The sequence below is a fragment of the Nonomuraea sp. NPDC049655 genome (genome assembly GCF_044465465.1).
In the GTDB taxonomy this organism is placed as follows: domain Bacteria; phylum Actinomycetota; class Actinomycetes; order Streptosporangiales; family Streptosporangiaceae; genus Nonomuraea.
In genome coordinates this window covers 821,987-845,843 of sequence record NZ_JBITLS010000001.1, presented here as the reverse complement: position 1 = coordinate 845,843, position 23,857 = coordinate 821,987, and the positions used below count along the sequence as shown (strand labels likewise).

General features: G+C 73.0%; 19 protein-coding genes. 7 read left to right on the top strand and 12 right to left on the bottom strand.

Features of this window, described 5'->3' with window-relative positions; all coding sequences use genetic code 11:
- Positions 1–227: 227 nt before the first annotated feature.
- The gene (locus tag ACIBQ6_RS03875; protein WP_358293235.1) at positions 228–764 is read right to left on the bottom strand and encodes a CGNR zinc finger domain-containing protein; all 537 of its coding nucleotides are present in this window, start codon (positions 762–764) and stop codon (positions 228–230) included.
- Between the two features lie 25 nt (positions 765–789).
- Between ACIBQ6_RS03875 and ACIBQ6_RS03870 the strand changes: the two genes are divergently transcribed.
- Entirely contained in the window at positions 790–972 is a 183-nt protein-coding gene (locus ACIBQ6_RS03870; RefSeq protein ID WP_352354135.1) for a hypothetical protein, read from the top strand.
- 50 nt (positions 973–1,022) lie between these two features.
- Entirely contained in the window at positions 1,023–2,792 is a 1,770-nt protein-coding gene (locus ACIBQ6_RS03865) for an AMP-dependent synthetase/ligase (protein WP_397210110.1), read from the top strand.
- A gap of 8 nt (positions 2,793–2,800) precedes the next feature.
- Here the strand turns inward: ACIBQ6_RS03865 and ACIBQ6_RS03860 are convergent, their stop codons facing one another.
- On the bottom strand, positions 2,801–3,691 hold the full coding sequence (locus tag ACIBQ6_RS03860) for an NAD(P)-dependent oxidoreductase (RefSeq protein WP_397210108.1): 891 nt from the start codon (positions 3,689–3,691) through the stop codon (positions 2,801–2,803).
- An 87-nt stretch (positions 3,692–3,778) separates the two neighbouring features.
- Here ACIBQ6_RS03860 and ACIBQ6_RS03855 point away from each other — a divergent pair, with 87 nt between their 5' ends.
- Positions 3,779–4,180, top strand: a complete 402-nt coding sequence (locus ACIBQ6_RS03855; protein ID WP_397210106.1) for a MerR family transcriptional regulator — start codon at positions 3,779–3,781, stop codon at positions 4,178–4,180.
- A gap of 19 nt (positions 4,181–4,199) precedes the next feature.
- Here ACIBQ6_RS03855 and ACIBQ6_RS03850 read toward each other — a convergent pair whose 3' ends face one another.
- The 5 genes from ACIBQ6_RS03850 to meaB all read right to left on the bottom strand — a co-directional run bounded on the left by ACIBQ6_RS03850 (position 4,200) and on the right by meaB (position 10,563).
- The gene (locus ACIBQ6_RS03850) at positions 4,200–5,261 is read right to left on the bottom strand and encodes a glycoside hydrolase family 19 protein (RefSeq protein WP_397210105.1); all 1,062 of its coding nucleotides are present in this window, start codon (positions 5,259–5,261) and stop codon (positions 4,200–4,202) included.
- Positions 5,262–5,366: 105 nt separating this feature from the next.
- Positions 5,367–6,434 carry an acyltransferase gene (locus tag ACIBQ6_RS03845; protein ID WP_397210103.1) on the bottom strand — a complete coding sequence of 356 codons (1,068 nt, stop codon included), beginning with the start codon at positions 6,432–6,434 and terminating at the stop codon, positions 5,367–5,369.
- Positions 6,431–7,051 (bottom strand): TetR/AcrR family transcriptional regulator, encoded by a 621-nt coding sequence (locus ACIBQ6_RS03840; protein WP_397210101.1) that lies wholly within the window; start codon positions 7,049–7,051, stop codon positions 6,431–6,433. Before ACIBQ6_RS03840 ends, ACIBQ6_RS03845 begins: the two co-directional genes overlap by 4 nt.
- Positions 7,052–7,171: 120 nt before the next feature.
- Positions 7,172–9,379 carry a CehA/McbA family metallohydrolase gene (locus tag ACIBQ6_RS03835; RefSeq protein ID WP_397210099.1) on the bottom strand — a complete coding sequence of 736 codons (2,208 nt, stop codon included), beginning with the start codon at positions 9,377–9,379 and terminating at the stop codon, positions 7,172–7,174.
- A gap of 215 nt (positions 9,380–9,594) precedes the next feature.
- On the bottom strand, positions 9,595–10,563 hold the full coding sequence (meaB, locus tag ACIBQ6_RS03830) for a methylmalonyl Co-A mutase-associated GTPase MeaB (RefSeq protein ID WP_397210097.1): 969 nt from the start codon (positions 10,561–10,563) through the stop codon (positions 9,595–9,597).
- A 101-nt stretch (positions 10,564–10,664) separates the two neighbouring features.
- Between meaB and ACIBQ6_RS03825 the strand changes: the two genes are divergently transcribed.
- Positions 10,665–12,284, top strand: a complete 1,620-nt coding sequence (locus ACIBQ6_RS03825; RefSeq protein ID WP_397210095.1) for a protein kinase — start codon at positions 10,665–10,667, stop codon at positions 12,282–12,284.
- A gap of 22 nt (positions 12,285–12,306) precedes the next feature.
- Here the strand turns inward: ACIBQ6_RS03825 and scpA are convergent, their stop codons facing one another.
- From scpA to ACIBQ6_RS03800, 5 genes are all read right to left on the bottom strand, one after another.
- Entirely contained in the window at positions 12,307–14,451 is a 2,145-nt protein-coding gene (gene scpA, locus ACIBQ6_RS03820; protein WP_397210093.1) for a methylmalonyl-CoA mutase, read from the bottom strand.
- Positions 14,448–16,163 (bottom strand): methylmalonyl-CoA mutase family protein, encoded by a 1,716-nt coding sequence (locus ACIBQ6_RS03815; RefSeq protein ID WP_397210091.1) that lies wholly within the window; start codon positions 16,161–16,163, stop codon positions 14,448–14,450. The genes scpA and ACIBQ6_RS03815 overlap by 4 nt, the downstream gene beginning before the upstream one ends.
- 45 nt (positions 16,164–16,208) lie before the next feature.
- Positions 16,209–16,988: an N-acetylmuramoyl-L-alanine amidase gene (locus ACIBQ6_RS03810; RefSeq protein WP_358293265.1), complete on the bottom strand. Its 780-nt coding sequence runs from the start codon at positions 16,986–16,988 to the stop codon at positions 16,209–16,211.
- Between the two features lie 78 nt (positions 16,989–17,066).
- Positions 17,067–18,005 carry an S-methyl-5-thioribose-1-phosphate isomerase gene (gene mtnA, locus ACIBQ6_RS03805; protein WP_352328327.1) on the bottom strand — a complete coding sequence of 313 codons (939 nt, stop codon included), beginning with the start codon at positions 18,003–18,005 and terminating at the stop codon, positions 17,067–17,069.
- A 40-nt stretch (positions 18,006–18,045) separates the two neighbouring features.
- A complete protein-coding gene (locus ACIBQ6_RS03800) occupies positions 18,046–19,911 on the bottom strand; it encodes a potassium transporter TrkA (RefSeq protein WP_397210088.1) in 1,866 nt (621 codons plus the stop codon).
- Positions 19,912–20,006: 95 nt separating this feature from the next.
- Here ACIBQ6_RS03800 and ACIBQ6_RS03795 point away from each other — a divergent pair, with 95 nt between their 5' ends.
- The 3 genes from ACIBQ6_RS03795 (at position 20,007) to ACIBQ6_RS03785 (ending at position 23,857) form a co-directional block, all read left to right on the top strand.
- Positions 20,007–21,536: a serine/threonine-protein kinase gene (locus ACIBQ6_RS03795; RefSeq protein ID WP_397210086.1), complete on the top strand. Its 1,530-nt coding sequence runs from the start codon at positions 20,007–20,009 to the stop codon at positions 21,534–21,536.
- 56 nt (positions 21,537–21,592) lie between these two features.
- Positions 21,593–22,705 (top strand): DUF5925 domain-containing protein, encoded by a 1,113-nt coding sequence (locus ACIBQ6_RS03790; RefSeq protein WP_358293268.1) that lies wholly within the window; start codon positions 21,593–21,595, stop codon positions 22,703–22,705.
- A gap of 117 nt (positions 22,706–22,822) precedes the next feature.
- On the top strand, positions 22,823–23,857 hold the full coding sequence (locus ACIBQ6_RS03785; protein ID WP_397210084.1) for a C39 family peptidase: 1,035 nt from the start codon (positions 22,823–22,825) through the stop codon (positions 23,855–23,857).

The following is a 23,857-nucleotide window of genomic DNA, read 5'->3' as shown; positions in this document are numbered from 1 at the left end:
GGCTCCCATCACAAAAATCGAAATTTCGTGACTTGGCGGGAACACCGCTGCGCGCGCGACAACCAGACAGCTTGAGCTGGGAAGAACCGGGGCGAAGAGATCGCCGAGGTCGCCGAGGTCGAGGTGCGCACGCGACAGAGCCCGTGACCGGGCGGTAGGCGCGGTGCCCGCGGCCTCAGATCCTCACGTCAGCTGCCCCCAGGGGTCGGCGATACGACCCGCACACACTACCCGAAACACGACCGACGGGCAACGTCCCGGGCGCGATGGGCGGCCACGTTGACCCGGTTCGCGCAGGTCAGCGAGCAGAACCGGCGCCGCCCGTTACGCGAGGTGTCCACATAGACGGTCTCGCACCCCGTCCGGTCGCACCGCCCGAGCCGCCGCCCGTCGGAGAAGCACACGGCCATGGCCAGCCCGCCCGCGGTGGTGTCCTTGGCCCTGGAGACGATGTCGGCCTCGGCGGAGAAGAAGTGCAGGTGGGGTTCGAGGCCGTCATGGGTGCTGATGTGCGGCCTGGACGCGGTGATCTCCAGCAGCTCGTTGATCAGCCGCACCTGGACGCCGAGGTCGGGCTCCCCGAAGACGGGAGCCAGCCGGCGCGCCCAGGCCGCCAGCTCCGCCGCCTGGGCCGGGGTGACGTCCGTGCGCCACATGGCGTTGGCCGTGAGCGTCTCCCGCACCGCGGCCGGGCTGAAGTCGCTCGCGTTGACCAGGGCCGCGGCGAGTTCGGCGCCGTTGCCGCCGTAAGTGTTGAAATGCACAAGGTCATTACATCAGGTTGGAGTCATGCATCCCGGAGAGCCGCACGACCCCTTCGCCCTGACCCTCGTCTCCTCCCACCGCACCTCCGAGGGCCTGGTCTCCTACCTGCGCTGCGCCTGCGGCGCGTGGGAGGTGCGCACGTCCAGGACGGTCGCGAGCGCCGGCCCGCCTCCGGCCGGCGGCAGGTCGATCACGGCCATCGACTGATCCGGCGCACTCGTCCTAGAGTCGGCGGCACACCCCTCAGGAGGTCAGGCATGTCCAGCATTCCCTCCCTGCTGCGCGACCGGATCGCGGCCACCCCCGACGCCGAGGCGTACCGGGTGCCGTCGGGCGAGGCGTGGACCTCCCTGTCGTGGAGCGAGGTCGGCGAGCGCGTCCGCGGACTGGCGCTGGGGCTGTCCGGGCTCGGCGCGGGGCCCGGCCGGCGCGTGTCGATCCTCTGCTCGACCAGGCTCGAATGGATCCTCGCCGACCTGGCCGTGCTCTCCACGGGCGCGGCCACCACCACCATCTACCCGTCGAACACGGCCGCCGAGTGCGCCTTCGTCATCACCGACTCCGGCAGCACGATCGTCATCGCCGAGGACGACGAGCAGGTGGCCAAGCTCAGGTCCGTGCAGAAGGAGCTGCCCGACGTCACGCGCGTGGTGGTCGTCGACGGCTCGGCGAGCGACGACGGCTGGGTGGTCACCCTCGACTCGGTCAGCCAGGGCGAGGGCGACGCGCCGGACGACTACGACGCCCTGGTGGACGCCATCGCCCAGGACGACCTGGCCACGCTCATCTACACCTCCGGCACCACCGGACGTCCCAAGGGCGTCGAGCTCACCCACGACAACTGGCTGTTCGCGGCCGGCTCGGTCCGCGAGATCGGCCTGCTGTCCCCCGCCGACCTGCACTTCCTGTGGCTGCCGCTGTCCCACTCGTTCGGCAAGCTGCTGGAGGTCGTGATGATCGACATCGGCGTGCCGACCGCGATCGACGGCCGCCTCGACCGCATCGCCGACAACCTGGGGGCGCTGCGCCCGACCGTGATGGCCGCCGCGCCGCGCATCTTCGAGAAGATCCACAACACGGTCGTCGCCACCGTGCGCCGCGAGGGCGGGGTCAAGCTGCGCATCTTCGAGTGGGCGCGGGAGACCGGCCTGCGGGTCAGCAGGGCGCGGCAGCGCGAGGCGGCCGTCCCGCTCACCACCCGGGTCGAGCACGCGCTGGCCGACCGGCTGGTCTTCACCAAGCTGCGGGCGCGCTTCGGCGGCCGCATCCGCTTCTTCATCTCCGGGGCCGCGCCTCTGTCGCGGGACGTGGCCGAGTTCTTCGACGGCGCCGGCCTGACGATCCTGGAGGGGTACGGCCTGACCGAGTCGTCGGCGGGCAGCTTCCTCAACCGTCCCGAGTCGGTGCGGTTCGGCACGGTCGGCCCGCCGCTGCCGGGCACCGAGGTCCGCATCGCCGACGACGGCGAGATCCTCATCGGCGGGCGCGGCGTGATGCGCGGCTACCACGGCCTGCCCCAGGAGACGGCCGAGGCGCTGGCGGACGGCTGGCTGCACACCGGCGACATCGGCGAGCTCGACCAGGCCGGCCGGCTGCTGATCACCGACCGCAAGAAGGAGCTGATCAAGACCTCGGGCGGCAAGTACGTCGCCCCCACCTACCTGGAGGGCCGGATCAAGGCCGCCTGCCCGTTCGCCTCGCACGTCTTCGTGCACGGCGACCGCCGCAACTACGTGACGGCGCTGGTCACCCTCGACATGGACGTCGTGCGCCCGTGGGCCGAGGCCGAGTCGCTGCCGGCCGACCCCGAGGCGCTGTGCGGGCACCCGCGCATGCGCGAGGAGGTCGACAAGGCGATCCGGCAGGTCAACGCCGACCAGGCCAGCTACGCCACGATCAAGAAGTTCGCGATCCTGGCCGGCGACTTCACCGTGGAGACCGGCGAGCTGACGCCCAGCCTCAAGATCAGGCGCAAGGCCGTCGAGGAACGCCACGCCGACGTCCTCGACGGCTTCTACGCCGGCTGACGACGCCGTCAGTCCCGGCCGGAGGGCTTGCGGAACTGCTCGATCAGCGCCGTGTAGCCCTCGCCGCCGTGGCCCGCCGCGACGGCCCGGCCGGCCAGCTCCCTGATGAAGCGCGGCAGCGTGGCGTCCACGCCGTGCGACTCGCTCTCGTGCACGAGGTGGTCCATGGCGGCGACGTGCGTGTCGAGGGTCGAGTCGGTGGCCGGGTGCGCGCCCTCGTCGATCTGCCGCGCGTAGTCGGCCAGCCAGCCGGCCACGGTCTCGACGCCGTTCCGCGCGACCGGGGCGAACGCCGCCGCCTCCACCCCGGCGGCCCCGAGCAGCGCGGCGCCCTGGAGGAAGCCGTTGAGGATGTTCCACATCAGGCTCAGCACCCCGACGTCGTAGAGCGCCGACAGGCCGTGGTCCGCGCCGAGGTACGTCGTCGCGCCGCCGAGGCTGCGCAGGGCCGGCTCGTGCAGGTCGAAGGCCGATCGCGGGCCGCTGTAGAGCAGGGCGGCCGCCGGGGTGCCGATGGCGGCGGGGGTGGTCATGATCGCGCCGTCGAGGTAGGCGCCGCCGTGCCGGGCCACCCGCGCGGCGGTGTCGCGGGCCTCGGCTGAGGTGCCGGAGGTGAGGTTGACCAGCACCCGGCCGTCCAGGGCTGCGCCCAGCGGGTCGAGCACCTCGCGCACGGCGTCGTACCCGGTCAGGCAGACGACCACGAGCGGGGCGGCGCCCACGGCCTCCAGCGCCGACCCGGCCCGTACGGCGCCCTGCCCCACCAGCCGGTCGGCCTTGGCCGCCGTACGGTTCCAGACGGTCGTCGGCCGGCCGTCGCGCAGGAACGCCCCGGCCAGCGCCTCCCCCATCAGCCCCAGGCCGAGGACGGTCACGGGGGTACGGCTTTCCTTCGTCATCACAGTCGCTCTCCCAAAAGAGGTGGTTCAGCAGCTATGGGAGAATCGTCAACGTTCAGACCGGTATGAAGGTCAAGGGGGACGGCCGTGCTGATCGGTGACCTGAGCCGGCGGACCGGCGTCCGTCCGCACCAGTTGCGCTACTACGAGGCCCAGGGCCTGCTGGAGCCCAGCCGCCGCGCCAGCGGCTACCGCGAGTACGACGACGGGGCCGTGCTGACCGTGGCCCAGATCAGGAAGCTGCTCGACGCCGGGCTGTCGACCGAGGAGATCGCGTACCTGCTGCCCTGCGTCACGGGCCCCGACCCCGATCTGGTGCCCTGCCCCGAACTGCTGGACACGTTGCGCGCCCGGCTGCGCGGCCTCGACGAGCAGATCGACACGCTCAGCCGCTCCCGGCGCGCCCTGCGCGGCTACCTGGAGACCACCGAACGACGCGCGCCGGCCGATGAGGCCGGCCCAGCCCCGGCGGGAGCGCGACCGGCGTGATCGGGCGCCGGGGAGGCGGTCAGCAGGACAGGTTGCCGCCGGGGGCGACGCCGAGGATCTGGGTGAAGCGCTGGTAGGCGTTGACCCGGCTCTGCACCTGGCCCGGGTTGCCGCCGTTGCACTCCAGGCTGCCGTTGATGCTGCGGATGGTCTCGCCGAAGCCGCGGCTGTTGACCATGGCGTCGTGCGGGGTCATGGTGCCGGGGCCGTTCTGGGTCATCCAGTACCACAGCGCGGTCTTCCAGGCCACGGACGCGTTCCGCTCCACCTGCCAGGGGTCGTTCAGCAGGTTGACGCCGAGGGCGTCGCCGGCGGCCTTGTAGTTGAAGTTCCAGCTCAGCTGGATGGGCCCGCGGCCGTAGTAGGCGGCCTGCCCGGCCGGGCAGCCGTAGGGCTGGGTCGCGTCGCAGTAGTGCGGGTAGTTCGCGGTGTTCTGCTCGACGATGTAGACCAGCCCGCCGGTCTCGTGGCTGACGTTGGCCAGGAAGGCGGCGGCCTCCTGCTTCCTGACGGTGGCCGAGCCGGTCCCGGCGAAGGCGGGGAAGGCGGCGATCGCCGTGGTCAGGCCGCTGTAGCTGTAGAAGGAGTTGCGGCCGGGGAACATCTGGTCGAACTGCGCCTGACTCACCACGAAGCCTCCCGGGTCCGGCGGGTCGGTGGGCGTGCCGCCGCCGTCGCACGCGTACGGGTCCCAGTACCAGGTGCTGATCACGGGGTCGTAGCCGGGATTGTCGTGCACGGCGATGTAATAGTTGCCGTCGGTGTATCGCACGATGCTGCCGGTGGCGTAGTACCGGCCGGCCACCCAGTTCGGGTGGTCGCAGCCGGGCGTGGGGGTGCCGCCGCCACAGGCGCCCTGGTCGGCCCAGACCGCGGCGGTGCCGGGGGTCTCGTTCTGCGTCCACCACCTGGCCGACCAGTTGTGGCCGCCGCGGGACACCACCGCGCCGCCGTTGTAGGCCGTCGAGGCGTTCCACGGCGTCGCGCACGTGGCCGCCCCGGCCGGCGGGGCCGGCACGACGGCCGACAGGACGCCCGCCACCAGCAGCGCGGCGGCGAACAGCGTCAGGCTCCGGCGCACCCCGATCACTTCCCTTCACGGAATCTCTTAATAAAGTTTCCTAAGAGTTAGCGCGATGGTGGCACGCCGCCGAGGGCCCGGCAAGGCCCAAAGTCAAGCCCGCAGTCAGAGGACGCGCCTGGCCCCCGGCAACGACCGGACCGCGTACGCCAGCCCCCAGCACAACGGCAGCGACACCGCCAGCACGAGGGCGAACTTGACGACCGCCGCCGCGTGCAGCCCCCGCACCGCCCAGGCCACGGCGACCAGCACCAGCGGGTGGATGACGTAGACCGCGTAGGCGTTGCCGGCCAGGAACCTGCCGCGCGGCCCCTGCTCGGCGAACCGCTCCCTGAACAGCACCACCAGGCCGACGATCATGCCGACCGCGAACACGGACTCCCACAGCGCGTTGATCGCGACCGCGACCAGGCCCGTGGTCAGGGCCGCGGGCGGCAGCAACACCACGGTCGCCACGCCCGCGACGACGAACCCGGCCCGCCCGGCCCGCCCGGGCAGCGCCTCGAACCAGCCGCGCCGGAAGGCGACCACGCCGGCCGCGAACATCGCCGCGTACTGCGGCAGGAAGTAGGGCGTGGGCAGCCCGAGCACCGGCACGTACGTGCCCTGCGGCACCGGAATCCGCCACAGGAGCGTGGCCGCCGCCAGCCCGAGGGTGAACAGCACGACCCCCTTGAGGCTCGGCGCCCCACCCCTCTCCGCGCCGGCCCGTTGCCCGCCGGCACGCCGCCACCACGCGTAGAGCAGGGCGAAGACGATCAGCACCTCGACGAACCACATCGGCCCCGGGTCCCACGAGACGATGTACCACTTCCAGAACGGCATGCCGTGCTCGCCGATCGTGAGCAGCGGCCGCAGCAGCAGGAGGAAGACCAGCAGCGGCACCCCGAGCCTGACCAGCCGGTCGCGGACGAACGCGCGCCCGCCCTTGCGGTCATGGGAGCCGGGGGTGAAGAAGCCGGAGACGAGGAAGAAGAACCCCATGAAGAACGCCTGGTTGAAGACCACCAGGATGTCCAGCGCCGTCCCGGAGGGGTCGGCGGCCGGCTCGGTGTAGTACCACAGCGGGATGTTGCCGTACGTGACGGCGACGTGATGGGCGACGACCAGCGCGGTCAGCAGCACGCGCAGGTTGTCGACGGCCAGGAGTCTGGTGCCGGTCTCGGTCTTCATCGCCTGCATGCCCTCTCGAACAGGTCGGCCAGCTCCGCGGCGTGCGCGTCGAGGTAGTGGTCGGGGTTCGCCACCCAGTAGGCGAACATGTCGTCGATGGCGGAGAAGTGGGTGATGGCCATGACGCGGCGGTCGAAGTCGCGGAACTCGCCGCTGGACTGGCCGTAGGCGTAGATCTGCTCCATCAGCTGGTAGAGCTCGTCGTTGGCGTTGACGCCGTAGCGCGGCTCCCCGTCGGCGGTGCGCAGGTTGTAGAAGATCTCGCCGAGGGCCTTGAGCCGGGTGCGGTGGTCGCGCATGTGCTCGGCGACGGCGAGGATGTGCGTGCGCACCATGGCGGTGGGGCCTTCGACGCCCTCCATCCGCGCCATGACGTGTGCGGCGATCTCGCCGTAGACGCTGTTGACCACCTCCTCCATCAGCTCTTCCTTGCCGGCGAAGTGGTAGGAGATGACGCCCTTGCTGATGCCCGCGTGCTGGGCGATGCGCGCCAGCGACGCCTGACCGAACCCGACCTCGGCGATCACCTCCACGGCCGAGGCGATGATCTGCGCCCGCCTGGCCTCCTCGATGAACGAGCGCGCCTTCTGGCCGCCCGACTGATTTTCTGACCGCATGGCCAAAATCTAGCACAGGCGGCCAGAAACGCGAGTGGGTCAGGGGTCGCACAGAGGTCGCACAGGGGTCGGAAACCGCGAGAGGTCAGGGACCGCGAGAGGTCAGGGACCGCGCCGGGGTCAGGACAGGCGGTCGCGGTAGATCTCTCTGGCCTGGTCCAGCAGGGCGACGTGGTCGGCGAGCTGGCCGGGGGCGGTCAGGCGGGCGTGCGACCTGATCAGCTCCTCCAGCAGGTCCAGCCACTCCAGGCACCAGCGCACGTCGTCCGGCCTGGCCACCCGGCGGCCGGCCAGGTCCACGTAGACGGGGCTGGTCAGGGCGTAGCCGGTGCCGGTCATGGTGCGCGGGTGGGGGTCGCACACGACCTCGGCCAGCACGTACGTCGGCTCGTCCACGCGCAGGTCGGCCGTCACGGTCAGGCGCTCCTCGCCGTCCGGGAGCCGCTCGCCCGCCGGGAGCCGCTCGCCGGCCGGGAGCCGTTCCGCGCCCGCGCGGACGCCCTCGGCCGTGCGGACGCGCACGGCGGCCACCTCCGGGCCGATCGCGGTGGCGGTGACCCGGACGAGGTCGCCGGGGCGGGCGTCGATGACGTGGCCGGGGCCGTGCCCGTCCACCGTCAGCTCCAGCCACGGGCCGGTGGTGGCGAACGTGCGGCCCGCCCGTACGGCGTCGGCGAACGCGCGGGCGGTCAGCTCGCCCTCCACCCGCGCGTAGACGCGGGCCCAGCCGGGCGGGTTGGACTGGTTGTCCGAACGCGTGAAGGAGATCATCGAGTCGGTCCCGGCGGTGACGGCGAGCCGGTTGCCGGCGCCGATCAGCCGCCGGTAGACGGCCGCCGTGGACGGGATCGAGGCGTGGGTGAGCACGTCGAGGCTGTCCACCAGGCCGAGCGCGGCGTCGGCGACCAGCTCGCGGGCCGCGCAGTTGCGCGGCGCCGGGGAGACGACGGCCCTGGGCGGATCGCCGTCGGCGAGCGGCGTGGCGAAGGGGTGGCTGTAGCCGAGGACCGCGCCGAGGCCGCGCAGCTCGCGCAGCCCCTCGGCGTTCGGCGGCCAGTCGGCGTCGCCGGCGAACCCGGTGTGGAACCGGCCCGGCGCGCGCTCCGGGGCGAAGGCGTAGACGTGGCCGAGCAGATCGTTGCGGTACTCGACGCCCATGCGGGCCAGGTGGGTGGCGTCGGACCAGGGCAGGTCCTCCCCCGCCCAGTGGTCGAGGGCCTCCCGGTCGTAGACGCGCGGCCCTGAGACGTTCCCGGCGAGCAGGTTGAGCACGTGCAGGTCCTCGCCGAGCTGGGCGGCGGCCGCGTCGGCGGGCAGGCCCACCAGGTCGCCGGCCCAGTTGAGGTGGACGTGCAGGTCTCCGCCGTACCAGCCGCGGGCGGCGGCGTCGTAGAGGCGTTCCGGGGTGAGCCGGACCACGCGTTCCTCGCCCGGGGCCAGGGTGACGTCCAGGGCGGACTCGGTGTACTCCATGCCCCGGGTGACGGTGATCGTCAGCTGTTCGGCCGGGACGTCGAGGGTGCGGCCGTCACCGTGGAAGTAGGGCCTGCCGTGGTAGTCGTGCCGGGCCGGGACGCCGGGCGGGTACCAGCCGCGGCCGTCCCGGGAGGCGACGCTCCACCGGCACGGCTCCCCCGCCACCAGCGTGAGCCGGGCGGCGGGGACCGGGCGCAGCAGGGGATCGAGCCGGACGCGCTGTCCGTCGGCCATGATCACGCTGCCGGCGTCGGCCTCGACCAGCCAGGCGCCGTGGGGGGCCAGCTCGCGGCGGGCGTCGTCCACGCTGACCGGGCAGGGGGTGTCGCGGGAGGAGTCGACGAGCAGGAAGATCTTCTCCGCACCGCGCCCGGAGGGCGGCGGCGGCGCCTCAACGGCCGTCGCGGGCCGGGCGTCCGCCACCGGCACCGCGCCCACCCCGCGCGGGCCCGAGTGCGGGCCCGAGTGCGGGCCCGAGTGCGGCTCTCCCGGGGTCAGGACGGTGATCGGCGCTCCGCGCAGCTCGATCCGGTCGGGGCCGACGCGCAGCACGGTCAGGTGCGGCGGCAGCTCGCCGGCGAGGGCGTCGCGCAGCACCCGGTCGTAGTCGGGCTCGGCGAGGTGGGCGGCCAGCCGGTCGATCGGCTGCCCCGGGTGCAGCCGCGCGGCCTCCTCGAAGGCCAGGCGCCAGAACGTGCCGAACAGCGAGGGCGGCAGCACCCTGCGCCGGGCGAAGAACTTCACGTAGTGGATCTCCGGCTCGCCCCAGGTGATGCCGTGCCCGGCCAGCAGGCGACCGTACTCCTCCAGGGCCTGCGCGACCGTTCCGGGCAGCATCGGTTCCGCACACATCTGCGCTTCTCCCCACGTCGGTTGCGCGACATCGTGACATGTCCCGCTCAAGCCGTCGGATCGGAGATGACGCTGTGGATGGGGATATTTCTCCCCCGGGCGCAAGTCTGTTCCTCCGGGGAGTGGAGAGCTCCCGGCGCCCGCCGCCGGACGTCAGAGCCGCTTGAACAGCCACAGCCGGACGTCAGAGCCACTCGAACAGCCACAGCCGGACGTCAGAGCCGCTTGAACACCGACAGCAGGCGGTCGGCGGCGAGCGCGGGGGTGAGCTCCCCCGCCAGCACCTCCCGCTCGACCTCCGCCGTGATCGCCGCCACCTCGGGGTCGTGGCGCAGCTCGGCGAGCAGGCGGTCGCGGACCAGCGTCCAGGTCCACTGGACCTGCTGACGGCGGCGCTTGGCGGCCAGGTCCAGCGAGTCCTGATGGGCCAGAATGCGCCGCCACAGCTCTTCCAGGCCGTCGCCGGTGAGCCCGCTGCACGTCAGGACGGGCGGCGGCCCGGCGTCCGAGCGGAGCATGCGCAGCGCTCCGGCCAGCTCCCTGGCCGCCTTCCTGGCCGCGAGCTCGTACTCGCCGTCGGCCTTGTTGACCGCGATCACGTCGGCCAGCTCCAGCACGCCCTTCTTGATCCCCTGGAGCTGGTCGCCGGTACGGGCCAGGGTGAGCAGCAGGAACGTGTCCACCATGTCGGCCACGGCGGTCTCCGACTGCCCGACCCCGACGGTCTCGACCAGCACCACGTCGAACCCGGCGGCCTCCACCACGACCATGGCCTCCCTGGTCGCCTTCGTGACGCCGCCGAGCGTGCCGGAGGTCGGCGACGGGCGGATGAACGCGGCCGGATCGACCGACAGCCGGGCCATCCGGGTCTTGTCGCCGAGGATGCTGCCGCCCGTCCTGGTCGAGGAGGGGTCGACGGCCAGCACGGCCACCCGGTGCCCCTGGCCGGTGAGGTACGTGCCGAGCGCGTCGATGAAGGTGGACTTGCCCACTCCGGGCACGCCCGAGACGCCGACCCGGCGGGCCCGGCCGGACAGCGGGGTGAGCTCGACGAGCAGCCGCTGGGCCAGCGCCATGTGGTCCGGTCTGGTCGACTCGACCAGGGTGATCGCGCGGGCGATCCACGTACGGGAGCCTGCCCGTACGCCTTGGGCGTAGTCCTCCAGCGAGCGCACGCGGTTCACCCCTTTCTTCTCATTGATCAGCCTAACTTCTGACAAGTCCGGTTATTTGCCAGTAAGGTGCTGGAGTTCTGATCACAGCCGTCACAGGAGTCACTCCCCTCATGCCCAACGTCGAACCCCTCCGCGAGGGCGACCCGGCGGCGGTGGGACCCTACCGGCTGGCCGGGCGGCTCGGCGCGGGCGGCCACGGTGTCGTCTACCTCGCCCGCGGGCGCGACGGCGGTCCGGTGGCCGTCAAGGTGCTCGCCGAGGGCGTCACCGCCGGTGAGCCGTTCGCCAGGGAGATCGCCGCCGCCCGTGCCGTGGAGCCGTCCTGCGTCGCGCGGGTGCTGGACGCCTCGGTCAGGGGCCGGCCGTACGTCGTCACCGAGTACGTGGACGGGCCCTCCCTCCAGGACGCCGGCGCCCTGCGCGGCGCGGACGAGCTGCGGCGGCTGGCGGTGACGACCGCGACGGCGCTGGCCGAGGCGCACCGGGCGGGCGTCGCGCACCGCGACTTCAAGCCGTCCAACGTGCTGCTCGGGCCGGACGGTCCGCGGGTGACCGACCTCGGCGTCTCGGCGGCGTTCGGGACGGGGGTGAGCGCGACCGGCGCCATCACGGGCACGCCCGCGTACATGGCGCCCGAGCAGCTCTCGGGACGGGAGGCGAGCGCGCCCGCGGACGTGTTCGCGTGGGCGTCGGTGATCGTCTTCGCGGCGACGGGGATGCCGCCGTTCGGCGAGGACTCGCTGCCGGCGGTGATCAACCGCATCCTGCACGACGAACCCCGCACCGGCGACCTGCCGCAACCACTGCTCGGCGTGGTCCTCGCCTGCCTGGCCAAGGACCCCGCCCGCCGCCCGCCCATGGCCGACGTCCTCCGCCACCTGCTCACCATCCCCGCCCCCACCTCCGGCCCCTCCCCCCACCCGGCACCCGCCGGCTCCTCGCCTCGCCCGGCACCCGCCGGAACACCGACCCGCCCGACGCCCGCCGGAACACCGACCCGCCCCGCACCCGCCGCAGGGCCGGGGGTCGCGTCGGGGACCACCGGACTGCGTCTGGTCGCGGGCACGCCGCCCCTCCCCCACGGGGGACCGCCGACCTCACAGGTCCCGGCCCCACAGGTCCCCGCCCCGCAGGCCGCCACGCCGGGAACCGCGCCCAAGGTCAAGGTGCGGCGGCGGGTGAAGACGGCGATGGTGGCCGGGGTCTCCGGGGTGTCCGTGCTGGTGCTGTCGGGCGCGATCGTGTGGCTCACTCCCTCGACGCCCACGCCCAAGGCGACCCACGTGGCCGACGTGACCACCGCCCCCACCCCCGCGCGCACCCCCGGCGCCGCGACCTCCCCCACCCGACGCCCACGACACACCCGCACACCGGTCCCCGGGCCGCAGGACGAGAGCACCTCCGGCGCCACCCCGGCCCCCGACCGTCTCACCCTGGCCTCCCTGCGTCCGTCCGGCGGCACCAGGAACGGCGACTGCTGGGACGGCACGGTACGGCTCCAGGCGGCGGTGACCAGGACCGGCGACCCGGTCACCCTCCGGTACACCTGGATCGTCGACGGCACGGTCACCACCCGCTCCTCGGCCACGGTCGCCGAGGACGCCCCCCGCCACCTGACCTCGCCGACCGCGCTGACGACCGCCGGCCCCCACAGCGTCACGCTGCGGATCACCGCGCCGGTCACCCGTCAGCGCACCGTCGCCGTCACCATCTGCGACGACGCCCCCTGACCCGGGCGAGCCGCCCGAAGGGTCACGGGCGGCCGGAGAGCGTCCGGAGCAGGTCGAGGGCGGCGTCGGCGATCACCGTGCCCGGCGGGAAGATGGCGGCGGCGCCGGCGGCGCGCAGCTCGTCGTGATCGCCCGGCGGGATGACGCCGCCCACCACGATCATGATGTCCGCGGCGTCGAGGTCGGCCAGGGCGCGCCGCAGCGCGGGCACCAGCGTGAGGTGCCCGGCCGCCAGCGACGAGACGCCCACGATGTGCACGTCGGCCTCGACCGCCTGCCTGGCCACCTCTTCCGGCGTCTGGAACAGCGGGCCGACGTCGACGTCGAAGCCCAGGTCGGCGAAGGCGGTGGCGATCACCTTCTGGCCCCGGTCGTGGCCGTCCTGGCCCATCTTGGCGACCAGGATGCGCGGGCGGCGGCCCTCGTCCCGCTCGAAGTCGGCGCAGGCCAGGCGGACGCGCTCGATGGCCTCGGCGTTGCCTGACTCGTCGCGGTACACACCGGAGATGGTACGCACCTGCTCGGCGTGCCGGCCGAACACCCGCTCCAGGGCGTCGGAGATCTCGCCGACGGTGGCCTTGGCGCGGGCGGCGTCCACGGCGAGCTTGAGCAGGTTGGCGTCGAGGCCAGGCGCGGGGTTCTCGGCGGCCTTGGTGAGCGCGTCGAGCGCGCGCTGCACGGCCTCGCCGTCGCGCTCGGCCCGGAGACGGGCCAGCTTGTCGAGCTGCTGGGCGCGTACGGCGCTGTTGTCGACCTTGAGCACCTCGATGGGCTCGTCGTCGGCGGCGCGGTACTTGTTGACCCCGATGACCGGCTGGCGGCCGGAGTCGATGCGCGCCTGGGTACGGGCCGCGGCCTCCTCGATGCGCAGCTTGGGCAGGCCCGCCTCGATGGCCCTGGCCATGCCGCCGGCCGCCTCGACCTCCTCGATGTGGGCCCAGGCGCGCTCGGCGAGGTCGTGGGTGAGCCGCTCGACGTAGTAGGAGCCGCCCCAGGGGTCGATGACCTGGGTGGTGCCCGACTCCTGCTGCAGGAGGAGCTGGGTGTTGCGGGCGATGCGGGCCGAGAAGTCGGTGGGCAGCGCGAGCGCCTCGTCGAGGGCGTTGGTGTGCAGCGACTGGGTGTGGCCCTGGGTGGCGGCCATGGCCTCGACGCAGGTGCGGGCGACGTTGTTGAAGACGTCCTGGGCGGTGAGCGACCAGCCGGAGGTCTGGCTGTGCGTGCGCAGGCTCAGCGACTTGGGGTTGGCCGCCCCGAACCGCGACACCAGCTTGGCCCACAGCAGCCGGGCGGCGCGCAGCTTGGCGACCTCCATGAAGAAGTTCATGCCGATGCACCAGAAGAACGACAGCCTGGGGGCGAACCGGTCGACGTCCATCCCGGCGGCGATCCCGGCGCGCAGGTACTCGACGCCGTCGGCGAGGGTGTAGGCGAGTTCGAGGTCGCAGGTCGCCCCGGCTTCCTGGATGTGATACCCAGAAATGCTGATCGAGTTGAACTTCGGCATCTTTTCGCTCGTGTAAGCGAAAATATCCGAGATTATGCGCATCGAAGGGGCCGGCGGATAGATGTAGGTGTTGCGGACCATGAACTCCTTGAGGATGTCGTTCTGGATGGTCCCGGCCAGCTCCTCCGGCGCGACGCCCTGCTCCTCGGCCGCCACGATGTACATCGCGAGCACGGGCAGCACCGCGCCGTTCATGGTCATCGACACCGACATGCGGTCGAGCGGGATGCCGTCGAAGAGCTGCCGCATGTCGTAGATGGAGTCGATCGCCACCCCGGCCATGCCCACGTCGCCGGCCACGCGCGGGTGGTCGGAGTCGTAGCCCCGGTGCGTGGCCAGGTCGAAGGCGACCGACAGGCCCTTCTGCCCGGCCGCCAGGTTGCGCCGGTAGAAGGCGTTGGAGTCTTCGGCCGTGGAGAAGCCCGCGTACTGGCGGATCGTCCAGGGCTGGTTGACGTACATGGTGGGGTAGGGCCCGCGCAGGTACGGGGCCACGCCGGGATAGGTGCGCAGGAAGTCGAGCCCGTCGAGGTCGGCGGCCGTGTAGAGCGGCTTGACCCCGATGCCCTCGGGCGTCTCCCACACCTCGCCCCCGGGGACGGCCGCCGCGCCGGAGCCGGCCCCCGGCCCGAGCGGGACGCCCGAGAAGTCGGGGATCATCGCAGCACCTCCAGGTCCTCGAACGTCTGACGGAGCACGGCGAGCGCGTCGCACCCCGCGTAGAGGCAGGCGTCCACGCCCTCGTAGTCTCCCTTCCCCGCCAGCCAGACGCGTCTCGCCCCCGCGTGCCGCAGGGCGGCGGCCACGGCGCGGGCGTGCTGGGCGTACAGCTTGTCGGTGGAGCACAGGCAGGCGACGGCGGCGCCGCTCACGGCGAAGGCGGTGGCGATCTGCTCGGGGTCGGCGCCCGGCCCGGCGGTCTCGGTGGCCAGGCCGCCGGCGTGGAACAGGTTGGCGGCGAAGGAGGCCCGCGCGGTGTGCGCGGCGACCGGGCCGATGGTGGCCAGGAACACCTTCGGACGCTCGGGCAGGGCGTCGGCGACGTCGCGCAGCGCCTCGAACTCCTGGGCGTAGCGGGCCACGGGCCGCCCGGCGGAGGCGGGCGGCCGGCGCAGCGGCTTCTCGCCGGGATCGGGGAACTCGCTGACGCCGGTGATCGGGAAGCGGCGGTGGGCGATGTCGTCGTCGCGGCGGGCCCGGGTGGCCGCGACGCGCCGCTCGATCAGCTCCCCGGCGGCCGCCACGCCTCCGGCGGCCTCGATCTCCTGGAACCACGCCCAGGCACGCTCGGCCAGGTCGGCCGTGCGGCGCTCGACGTACCAGGAGCCGCCGGCGGGGTCGGCCACCCGCCCGATCCCCGACTCCTCCAGCAGCAGCGACTGCGTGTTGCGGGCGATGCGCCGGGAGAAGGCGTCGGGCAGGCCGAGCGCGGCGTCGAACGGCTGCACGGTGACCGCCTCCGCCCCGCCGACGCCCGCCGCGAAGCAGGCCAGCGTGGTGCGCAGCATGTTCACCCAGGGGTCGCGGGCGGTCATCATGGCCGCGCTGGTGACGGCGTGCTGGCGCTGGCCGCCGTGCTCGGCGGCGCCGCACACCTCGGCCACCCTGGCCCACAACCGGCGCGCCGCGCGCAGCTTGGCGATGGTGGCGAACTGGTCGGCGGTGGCGGCGTACCGGAAGTCGATCTGGCCTAGCGCTTGCTCAACCGTGAGGCCGGCGCCGGTGAGCGCGCGCAACTCGGCCACGCCCCGCGCGATCGAGCAGCCCAGTTCCTCGGCGTCGGCGGCGCCCGCGTCGTGGTACGGCGTGGCGTCGACCATGACCGCGCGCAACCCTGGGACCGCGACGCACCGCCCGGCCAGCTCCGCCCCCTCGACGCCGCTCGCGCCCAGGTTGCCGCTGGGCGTGACGCCCTGCGCGGCGGCCAGGCCGAACAGCGCCTCGGCGGCCTCCCGCGTGTGCTCCCCCGCCTCCAGCACGATCGGGGCCAGGTCGAGGTAGACGTCCTTCAGCACGGCGGGCAGCGCGCCCACCGGGATCGCGCCGTCGCCGACGACCAGCCAGAGCGAGGTGACGCCGTTCTCCAGATCGGCCAGCACCGCCTCGGGGTCGGCCACGGCGTGCCGCTGCCGGACGTCCCAGCCGGGCCGCGCCCGCGCCCCCCGCGTGAACGGCGGCGCGCCCGGCAGCCCCGGATCGCCCGGCAGGTCGCCCGCGTCGTAGAGCGGCATGACCGGCACGCCGTCGTAGGTCGGGCTGGACAGCGCCTCCTCGGGCGAGCCCGCCTCGACCCCGGACTTGCGCAGGACCTCGACCGCCAGCCTCCGCCAGTCGTCGCGAGTGGTGGGAGGAAAGCCCGCTGCCAGTTCCATGCAACGGATAGTAGGCGCTGCCCGGCCGCCGCAGTAATCCGGGGGTTACCCGTCAGCCGTCGGCGCCTCCCAGGCCAGCCTCCACGTGAGCGGGCCCACGATCCCGTCGTCCTCGACGCCCTGCTCGCGCTGGAACTTGCGGCACACGTCGCGGGAGCGGGCGCCGTACGCGCCGTCGACGGTCAGGTCGTAGCCGCGCTTGTGCATCTGCCGCTGCCAGGTGCGCACGTCCTCGCCCTCCATGACCGGCGGGTACTTCAGCAACCGGCCGGGGAAGGGCGGCGCGCCCTTGGGCGGCGGCGGGGTGGTGCCGCCGCCGGGGCGGGGCGCGCCGCGCTTGATCCAGGCGTACAGGGGGTCGCCGGGGCAGTCGGTCGAGTAGCCGTCGCGATGGCCCTTGATCTCCTTGCCGGCGCCGCCCCGGTCGCGCACGTACTGGACGGCGTCGAGGACGGCGTCCAGCATCGCGTCGGGCGGCTGCACGAGCCCGGCGTTGCCGACCAGCGCGAGCACGGCGTAGTGACCGGAGTTGAGCCCGGGACCGTTGGCCGCCGGCAGATGATGCAGCCCCCGCCCCTCGAACACCTTCCGGTGCGGACAGGCGACGAAGCTGTAGCCGATGTCCATCCAGCCGTTGCCGTCCATGTGGTACGCCTGGATCGATCGCACGAGGGAGACGCAGCCGGCGTGGTCGGACACGATGGCGGGTTCGACCCGGCCGCCGGTGTAGTGGACCTTGACGCCCTTGGTCGAGTCAAGCTGGGTGTAGGAGCCGCGGGGCGCGCGGGCCTGCCAGTCGCGGCGTAACACCAGATCGATGTCCACGAGTGCTCTCCGAGAGTAGATATCGGGACGACCGAGCGTAACGCCAGCGAGGTGAGCAGGTCCGGGGATCGCGCTATTTCACGGTCTGATCACCCGCCGTTCGGTCACGATCGCGGTGATCAGATCGTGCGGCGTCACGTCGAACGCGGGGTTCAGCGCCTGTGTGCCCTCGGGGGCCAGGCGTACACCTCCGACGGTGAGGATCTCCTCGGGGTCGCGGTCCTCGATCTCGATGTGGTCGCCGGTCGGGGTGGCGGGGTCGATGGTGGACTCGGGCGCGACCACGATGAACGGCACTCCGGCCCGTTCGGCGCCGAGCGCGAGCGCGTACGAGCCGATCTTGTTGGCGGTGTCGCCGTTGGCGGCGATGCGGTCGGCGCCGATGAGCACCGCGTCCACCTCGCCCTTGGCCAGCAGGTACGGCCCCGCCGAGTCGGCGACCAGCCGGTGCGGCGCGCCCATCCTGGCCAGTTCCCAGGTGGTGAGCCGGGCGCCCTGGAGCAGCGGGCGGGTCTCCAGGGCGAGCACCTCGGCCAGGCGGCCGCGTTCGTGCAGGGTCTGGACGACGCCGAGGGCGGTGCCGCGTTCGACGGCGGCCAGGCCGCCGGTGTTGCACACCGTCATGATCCGCAGCCGGTCGCCCTCCAGCAGGGCGGCGCCGCGCTCGCCCATGGCCAGGCAGGCGGCGATGTCGTCGTCGCGGATCCGCAGCGCGGCCGCCAGGACCGCCTGCCGGCCCTCGTCCAGGTGGGCGGCGGCCTGGTCGACGCCCCAGGCCAGGTTGGCGGCGGTCGGGCGGGCCGCGCGCAGTTCGGCGATCTGGCCGAGGTCGCCGTCGGCGAGGACGACGCCGAGCGCGCCGGCCACGCCGAGCGCGGGGGCGCCGCGCACGGCCAGCCGCCTGATCGCCGCGACGAGCTCGGCCACGGTCTCGACTCGCAGCCGCACGCACCGGCCGGGCAGCAGGGTCTGGTCCACGAGCTCGACGGCGTCGCCGGCCCAGTCGATGGTCCTCACGCCGCACACGGTAGCCCACCGGCCTGGGCCGGGCCGGGGGTCAGCGTTCGGCCAGGACGATCACCGAGTCCCCCCGGCCGAGGACGACGGTGTCGCTCTTGGCGGGGTTCAGCACGATGCCGTAGTGCGGCGGGACGTTCCTGGAGACGTTGTCGCGGTAGCCGATCGCGGTCTCGCCCCTGCGCCGGGCCGCCTCGACGATGGTGGCGAAGGTGACCTCGGCGCCGGTCCGGACGTAGGAGGCGGCGGGCCGGGGGTAGATCTCCGAGCCGTGCGAGTCGAACAGGTAGCCGAACACGTCGGCGAGGTGCCGGTTCTCGGCGAGCTGGGCCAGCAGCAGGCCGATGACGGTGTCGCTGATGACGATGTCGTCGGCCTCGGTGACCTCGGCCAGCGCCCGGTTGCCCTCGTCGTGCATCTCGCTGACGATCGAGTAGTGCTCGCCGAGCGTGCTCTGCATGTCGCGGAGCTGGAGCAGGGTCATGAGCGTGCGGGTGTCGGCGTGGTGGGGGTCGAAGCGGTCGTCGGACAGGACGATGACGTGCTGGTAGAGGCCGACGCCGAGGGATTCCAGCGCGTACCGGTCGGTGGTGTCGCAGTCCTTGACGTTGACGGTGAGGGTGCGCAGCCCGGTCAGGCCGGTGCCGGCCTTGGGGTGGTCGGCGGCGATGTCCAGGACCGAGCCCGTGGAGACGTAGCCGTCCAGGTAGCGCACGATCTGTTCGGCGCGGCCGTTCCAGTTGAGCAGGAGGGTGCGTTCGGGCTCGGGCGGCGGGGCGGCGGCGGTGGTGACGGCCTGTTCGTCGATCGGGGGCTCGCCGGTGGCGAGGGTGATGTGGGAGTCGTCGTGGGCGATGACGACGACCTGGTCCTTGGCCGTGATGACGGTGTCCATGGGCGGGTTGAGCACGACGCCGGCCGGGCCGCGTAAGCCGATGACGGCGGCGGTCTCGTAGGCGTGCAGGGCCTTGCTGTAGGTGGCGCCGACCAGTTCCTCGTCGGCGCGCAGGTAGATCTCGCCGCCGTCGAAGTTGAGCAGGTCCATGCAGACGACGGACATGCCGGACTGGCGGGAGGACTGCACGATCAGCCGGGAGGCGGTGTCGTCGGAGTCGACGAGGTGCACGTCCTCGCCGCCGGCCAGCCGGGCGGCGGCCAGGTTGCGGGCGGAGGCCAGGGCGGCGACCACGGGCGGGTGTGAGCCGTCCCGTTTGGCCAGGGCGAGCAGGATCTTGATGACGTGCGCGTCGGGGTCCTCGCCCTCGGGGGAGAGCACGACGACGGACCTGGCGGCGGTGAGGTTCATCAGGCCGAGGTCGCGCGGCTCGGTGGGACGTCCGGTGCGGCAGACCAGGCGGGTCCTGCCGAGGTCGCCGACGTGCTCGCGGATGTCCTCCTCCATGGCGAGCTTGTCGCGGTCGGCCAGGACGGCGATGACCGAGTTCTTCTGGCTGGCGTGCGCCTTGACGAGTTCGGTGACGATCGTGAAGATCTGGTCGGACCAGCCGAGCACCACGGTGTGGCCGGACTCGACGATGCGCGAGCGGCCTCTGCGCAGGCGGTCCACCTTCTGCTTGAGGCCGTTGGACAGCAGACCGACGAGCATGCTGACGATGAAGATGCCGCCCAGCGATCCGGCGAACATGACGGTCATGTAGCCGAACGAGCCCTTGTCGCTGGCGACCTTGCTGGGGGTGAGGGCGTGCATGAGGGCGACCCACAGCACCTGCCCTGGGCCGCTGACGCCGTCGGGCTCGTCGGGCGCGAGCCAGAGCGTGAGCGCGGCCACCACGAGGATGAGCGCGACCGACACCACCGCGAGCCAGCCGATGAGCGAGGCCGTCCCCCTGGACATGGTGTTGTCGAACCAGTACCGCGCCCGTTCGCGGACCGTGATCCTCGACACTTCCCCGATACCTCCGTGTAAGGAGTGATTTAAACCGACGTCACAAGGTACCGGGCGATCTTGGCTTCCGCATGGCGACCGGTAACGTAGCCGCCATGGTGATCCCCCTCACACCGGACGATCCGGCGTTCCTGGGCGATTTCCGGCTGGCCGGGCGTCTGGGCGAGGGCGGGCAGGGCGTGGTCTACCTGGCCCACTCCGCCTCCGGGGAGCCGGTCGCGGTCAAGCTGCTCAACGCCGGTGACCAGGAGACCCGGGCGAGGCTGGCGCGCGAGCTCGACGCGCTGGAGTCGATCGCCTCCTTCTGCACGGCCCGCGTGCTCGGCGTCTCGACGCGGGGCTCGCGGCCGTACGTGGTGAGCGAGTTCGTGGACGGGCCCTCGCTGGCCGACCGGGTGGCCGGGAACGCCGCCGGGAACGCCGCCGGGAACACCGCCGGGAACACCGCTGGGAACGTCGCCGGGCGCGGCCCGCTGCGCGGCGGGGAGCTGGAACGCCTGGCGGTCGGCACGGCCACCGCGCTGGCGGCCATCCACGCGGCCGGGGTCGTCCACCGGGACTTCAAGCCGTCCAACGTGCTGCTCGGGCCGGACGGGCCGCGGGTGGTGGATTTCGGCATCGCCAGGGCCGAGGGGGCGGCGACGCACACCTCGGGGCTGGTCGGCACGCCCGCGTACCTGTCGCCGGAGCAGATCGCGGGCTCGCCCGCCTCCGGGGCCTCCGACGTGTTCGCGTGGGGGGCGACGATGGTCTACGCGGCCACGGGGGTCAGCCCGTTCGGGGCGGACACCGTGCCGGCGGTGCTGCACCGGGTGCTGCACGCCGAGCCCGACCTGTCGGCGCTCCCGCCCCGGCTGCGCGGGCCGGTCGCCGGCGCCCTGGCCAAGGACCCCGCCCACCGCCCGACGGCCGCCGCCCTCCTGATGACCCTGGTCTCCCCCACCCCGGCCACAGGACCGGGAGCAGGAGCGGCACCGGGGCCGGGAGCGCGGGCTCTGAGGGACGCGAGGGCGGCCGACACGCGCGAGAGCCGCGCGGCCCGAAATCGGGGACGCCGCGCCCTCGTCGGCGCCGGAGCGGCCCTGCTGGCCCTGGCCGTGGCCGGCGGCGTGGTCCTGCTGACCACCCGCACGCCCGGCTCGACCGCCATCCAGTCCACCCCGCCGCCGTCCACGGCCGCCGCCGCCCTCTCCACCCCGCCGGCCACGGCCACCGGCCCCGCCACACCCGCCGCGACCTCCGGGACGGCCACGGCGCCGGCCACCGCGACCCCTGGCGGCACCGGCGATCTGAAGATCCCGGCCGCCTTCGCCGGCACCTGGTCCGGCCACACCGACACCACCAACCCGCTCGACCCCGACGGCGCCGAGAACACGGTGGAACTGAAGGCCGGCCAGTCGCGGGCGGCCTGGACGGAGAAGGACTCCCAGGTCGACTGCGCCGCCACGATCACCCTGACCGAGGTGCGCCCGGACCGGCTGACTTTCTCCCTCGGGACGTCCACGGGCGGCTGCATCCCGGGTACTGTCTGGCTGGAGCTTGAAGGCGACACTCTCACCTACACCTGGCGGGACGTGCCCGGCCTGGGCATGGTCACCCAGACCGGCGATCTCGGCAAAAAGTGACCGAACCACTCGTATAACCCTTCGACATCCGAGCCCACGAAGGAGATCCTTTACCTATGTCTGTGATCAGGGAGGTGCCGTTCCCCAGCGCGGACTCCTCGTCCGAGCTGCCGATGAACATCTGGATCGACGACGCCGACTCAGCGATCGACGTCATCGACGCCCTGGCGTTGTCGCCGTTCGCGACCGGCGTCCAGCCCTGGTCCAAGCTGGCCAATCTGGAGCGCGTACGTCCGGACGCCCGGTTGCAGCCGGCCGAGGGCCGGATGCTGCGCACCGCGCAGGTGGAGGACGGTTCGGAGTCGCGGCTCATCTGCGGCGAGGGCTGGACGCTGCGGGTCGTGCGGCACCGCAACCGCACCGCCACGGTGAGCGTGACGGCGGTGAGCGAGGAGCTGGCCGCCTCGGTGCTGAAGGAGAGCATCGACGGCGCCGAGGAGCCGATGCCCGACGCCGACCACGTCGAGATGGGCTTCTGGTGGCGCGGCTCCCACGGCGGCAACCGGTCGGAGAAGCCGATCACCGCCCAGCCGTGGGACGAGATCGGCACGAACTACTCGGCGCAGGTGCGCCCGGCGCTCGGCCGCCTGATGGCGACCACGCCCGCCGACGTCAACGGCCGGCTCATCCTGCTGCACGGCCAGCCGGGCACCGGCAAGACCACGCTGCTGCGCACCCTGGCCAAGCAGTGGCACGACTGGTGCCAGGTCGACTGCGTGCTCGACCCCGAGCGGCTGTTCAACGACCCGGGCTACCTGATGGAGGTGGCGGTCGGCTACGACACCGACGACGACACGCAGCGGTGGCGGCTGCTGGTGCTGGAGGACTGCGACGAGCTGATCAGCTCGGGCGCCAAGGCCCAGGCGGGGCAGGGGCTGTCGCGGCTGCTCAACCTCACCGACGGCCTGCTCGGCCAGGGCCGCGACGTGCTGGTGGCCATCACCACGAACGAAGACCTGACCCGCCTGCACCCGGCCGTCATCCGTCCGGGCCGGTGCCTGGCGCAGATCGAGGTGGGCCCGCTGACCAGAGACGAGGCGGTCGCCTGGCTGGGGTCGTCGCAGGGCGTGGGCGCCTCGGGGGCGACGCTCGCCGAGCTGTACGCCCTGCGCGCCGGCCGCGCGATCGCCCCGGCGGGCACGGACGAGTCCACCGGTCTCTACCTCTGATCCGGCTCCGCCGGGGGCGCCACGCGCGTCCCCGGCGTCCGCGCGCCGGGGGCACGTCCGGGCTGGTACGTAAACCAACCGATGTGCGACACCGGGTGTGAAACCACAATATGGCTGGTGCTCACCGTCGATCTGGCGCGCGTCGCCTTCACCCGTCTCACCGTGCCCGGAGGCACGTGGACCAGCGAGGAACACCGGGTCGGCTTCGCGGCCACCCAGCTCGTGCCCTCGTGGACCGCGCGCACCCCGCCCGGCGGCGGGGTCGAGGTGGAGCTGCGGGCCAGGACCGGGGCGGGCACGCTGACCAAGTGGTACGTCATGGGCCGGTGGTCCGAGCACGGGCCGCGCACCTCGGTGCCCGGCCAGGGCGACGAGGACGGCGACGTGGCCGTGGACACGTTCGTGGCCAGGCGGCCGGTCGTGGCGTTCCAGCTGAGGGTCACCGCGCGCGGCGAGGGCGCGCGGATGACCTCTCTCGGCGTGCTGGCCTCGGCCCTGCCGCAGCGTCCGGTCACGGTGAGCGCGCCAGGGGTGGCCGGGCACGTCGAGCTGGACGTGCCCGGCCACTCCCAGTACGCGCACGCCGGGCACCACCCGCGCTGGGACGGCGGCGGCGCGAACTGGTGCAGCCCCGCCTCGGTGGCGATGGTGCTGGCCTTCTGGGGCCGCGGCCCCGAGCCCGGCGAGCTGGCCTGGGTGGGCGCGGACGACCCCGCACCGGCGGTGGACCACGCGGCCATGGGCACCTACGACGACAGCTACCAGGGCACCGGGAACTGGCCGTTCAACGTGGCCTACGCCGGGCGTTACGGGCTGACCGGCTTCGTGACCAGGCTGCTGTCGGCGGCCGAGCTGGAGGCGTTCGTGCTGGCGGGGATCCCGGTGATCGCCTCGCTGTCGTTCCGGGCCCATGAGCTGCCCGGCTCCGGCTACTCCACGAACGGCCACATCCTCGTCGTCACCGGCTTCACCGCCGCGGGCGACGTCGTCGTCAACGACCCCGCCGCGCCCGCGGACGGCGAGGTTCGGCGGATCTACCCGCGGGCAGCGTTCGAGAACGTGTGGCTGAGGAGCTCGGGCAGCGGCGGCATCGTGTACGTCCTCCATCCGCCCGGGCACCCGCTGCCTCCCTGTACCAACGGCAATTGGTGA

Excerpts from the sequence above, each read along its gene's own strand:
- ACIBQ6_RS03870 (WP_352354135.1), top strand. The coding sequence starts at position 790 with ATGCATCCCGGAGAGCCGCACGACCCCTTCGCCCTGACCCTCGTCTCC.
- ACIBQ6_RS03865 (WP_397210110.1), top strand. The coding sequence starts at position 1,023 with ATGTCCAGCATTCCCTCCCTGCTGCGCGACCGGATCGCGGCCACCCCC.
- ACIBQ6_RS03860 (WP_397210108.1), bottom strand. The coding sequence starts at position 3,691 with ATGACGAAGGAAAGCCGTACCCCCGTGACCGTCCTCGGCCTGGGGCTG.
- ACIBQ6_RS03845 (WP_397210103.1), bottom strand. The coding sequence starts at position 6,434 with ATGAAGACCGAGACCGGCACCAGACTCCTGGCCGTCGACAACCTGCGC.
- ACIBQ6_RS03840 (WP_397210101.1), bottom strand. The coding sequence starts at position 7,051 with ATGCGGTCAGAAAATCAGTCGGGCGGCCAGAAGGCGCGCTCGTTCATC.
- ACIBQ6_RS03835 (WP_397210099.1), bottom strand. The coding sequence starts at position 9,379 with ATGTGTGCGGAACCGATGCTGCCCGGAACGGTCGCGCAGGCCCTGGAG.
- ACIBQ6_RS03825 (WP_397210095.1), top strand. The coding sequence starts at position 10,665 with ATGCCCAACGTCGAACCCCTCCGCGAGGGCGACCCGGCGGCGGTGGGA.
- scpA (WP_397210093.1), bottom strand. The coding sequence starts at position 14,451 with ATGATCCCCGACTTCTCGGGCGTCCCGCTCGGGCCGGGGGCCGGCTCC.
- ACIBQ6_RS03815 (WP_397210091.1), bottom strand. The coding sequence starts at position 16,163 with ATGGAACTGGCAGCGGGCTTTCCTCCCACCACTCGCGACGACTGGCGG.
- ACIBQ6_RS03795 (WP_397210086.1), top strand. The coding sequence starts at position 20,007 with ATGGTGATCCCCCTCACACCGGACGATCCGGCGTTCCTGGGCGATTTC.
- ACIBQ6_RS03790 (WP_358293268.1), top strand. The coding sequence starts at position 21,593 with ATGTCTGTGATCAGGGAGGTGCCGTTCCCCAGCGCGGACTCCTCGTCC.